Source organism: Streptomyces spiramenti (assembly GCF_012034385.1).
In the GTDB taxonomy this organism is placed as follows: Bacteria; Actinomycetota; Actinomycetes; order Streptomycetales; family Streptomycetaceae; genus Streptomyces; species Streptomyces spiramenti.
On record NZ_JAAVJB010000424.1, the window covers coordinates 1 to 1,896 of the forward strand.

The window sequence follows — 1,896 nt, forward strand, 5'->3', positions numbered from 1 at the left end:
GGCCGCGGCCCCCCGCATGCGGGCGAAGGAGCCCGCCGCGGACGCGGCGAGGTCGGGGTCGGGGTCGTCGGCCGCCGCCCGCAGCAGCGGCAGCACCGCCGGGTCCTGTCGTTCGGCCAGGTGGCGCAGGGCGGCGGCGCGCACCGGCGGGGTCCCGGTGGCGGCGGTCTCCAGCAGCAGCGGTCGGTCCTCGTCGGCGGCGGTCGCCGCCAGGCAGCGGGCGGCGGGGGCCTCCCGCCACGACCGGGGGGTGGCGTCGTGACCCTCCTGCACCCAGGAAAGCACCGCGGGCACGCCCCAGCCGGGGCGCGGGCCGGGCGAGCGGAGCTGACGGCGCCAGCGGCCGAAGTCGCCGTCCTCACGGGCGCGCTCGATCCGGGCGGCCTGGGTGGGCCGGGCGGCGTCCTCGGCCCACAGCCGCCAGGGGCGCGGCTCGTAGGCGTCCCGGACGGCGCGGGCCAGCGCCGCGTCGCCGGGGTCGGTGCGGGGAAATCTGGCCAGAATCGCGGGGCCGAGGGCGCGCAGTCCGGCGTCGTCGTCGCGGACGGCGAGTTCGTCCAGCGCCCAGCGCCAGTTGGCGCCGTCGGCGGCGTAGCGGCGCAGCAGCGCCAGGGCGTGGCGGTCGCCGTAGGAGACGAGGTGTCCCAGCACCGAGAGCGCGAGCCCGGTGCGCTCCTCGGCCACGGCGTCGGCCCGGGCGGCGTCCCCGGCCCCGGGGTCGCCGGTGGCGCCGCGGTCGGCGGCGGCAGCCGCGGCGGCGATGCCGTCGACCGGGTCGAAGAGGTGCTTCTCGATGCCGCCGAGCTCGGCGCGCAGGTCGACGTAGAGCCGCGCGTAGTAGAGCGAGCGGTGCTCCAGCCGCCAGTCGGGCCGGGGATCGTGCAGTACGCAGTGCTCCAGGGCCTCGACGGCCTCGGGTCGGGGAGCGGCGAGCGCGTGGAGCGCCCCGTCCCCCCGCCCACGCTGGAGCAGGCCCAGGAGGGTTCCGCTGGGCGCTATGTCGGTTTCGACTGGACTGGCGAACATATGAGTCAGCATCCGGGGGCGAGCGGTCGGTGGCAACGGGATTTCGGCTGGTGGTCCTCGATGGTGGCACCTCCGGGGGTTGGGACCGGGCGCACCCACCTCGGATCAACGCGCCGGGGGCGTGCGCCGGGTCCAACCGTGAGGCGCGGCGCGCCGGGGTGCGGTCCGGCCGAATCCCTTTCGGGGCGGGGGAAGCTGTGCCAGAGTCGGAATCCATCCATCCAGCCGTGCCGCAGGGCCACGGGCGGCAGCGTCAGCGCATCGGGGACAGTGATGCACTCCTCCCAGCACCCGGACCACCCTGCCGGCAGGCCGGCGGCGGACTCCCCCCACCACGAGGGGTTCCAGGACCTTATCGCGCGCGCCCGCGGCCTCCGTGAGGACGCCGAGGCGCTGCGGGGCGGGGAGAGCCCGGCCGGAGGCCCGGAGGGTCGGGGCGCCGCCTGGGACGAGGCGCTGCGGCGGCTGGACGACTTCGGCCGCGGGCTGGAGAGCCTGCGGCCCGTGCCGGAGCGCGCCGGGGCGCGGACCGGCAGCGCCGAGTGGAGTCTGCTGACCGACGCCGTCGTCTGGAGCGACGACCTCTACGCGATCTTCGGGCGACCGGTGGCGGAGGGCCCCCTCACCCTGGACCAGCTGCCCTCCTGCCTGGCGGACGAGGACCAGCCGCGCCTCGCCGGCGCCGTGACCCGCTGCCTGGTCGACGGGCAGCCCGCCGCCTGCGAGTTCCGGGTGGCCCGCCCCGACGGCAGCCGCCGCACGGTTCGGCTCGCCGCCGAGCCGGTGCTCGACGAGACCGGCTCCACGGTCGCGATGTGGGCGGTGGCCCAGGAGGTCGCGGAGCGCGGCCCGCGGCCCGGTCCCCCGGCC

General features: G+C 78.0%; 2 protein-coding genes. One reads left to right on the top strand and one right to left on the bottom strand.

The features are described 5' to 3' along the window. A partial coding sequence (locus HCJ92_RS23875; protein WP_167935687.1) for a HEAT repeat domain-containing protein occupies nt 1-1,026 on the bottom strand: 1,026 nt, incomplete at its 3' end. Between the two features lie 273 nt (nt 1,027-1,299). On the opposite strand from HCJ92_RS23875, the gene HCJ92_RS23880 reads away from it, so the two are divergent. Beyond that, the coding region (locus tag HCJ92_RS23880) for a PAS domain-containing protein (protein ID WP_167935688.1) at nt 1,300-1,896 on the top strand (597 nt) is incomplete at its 3' end.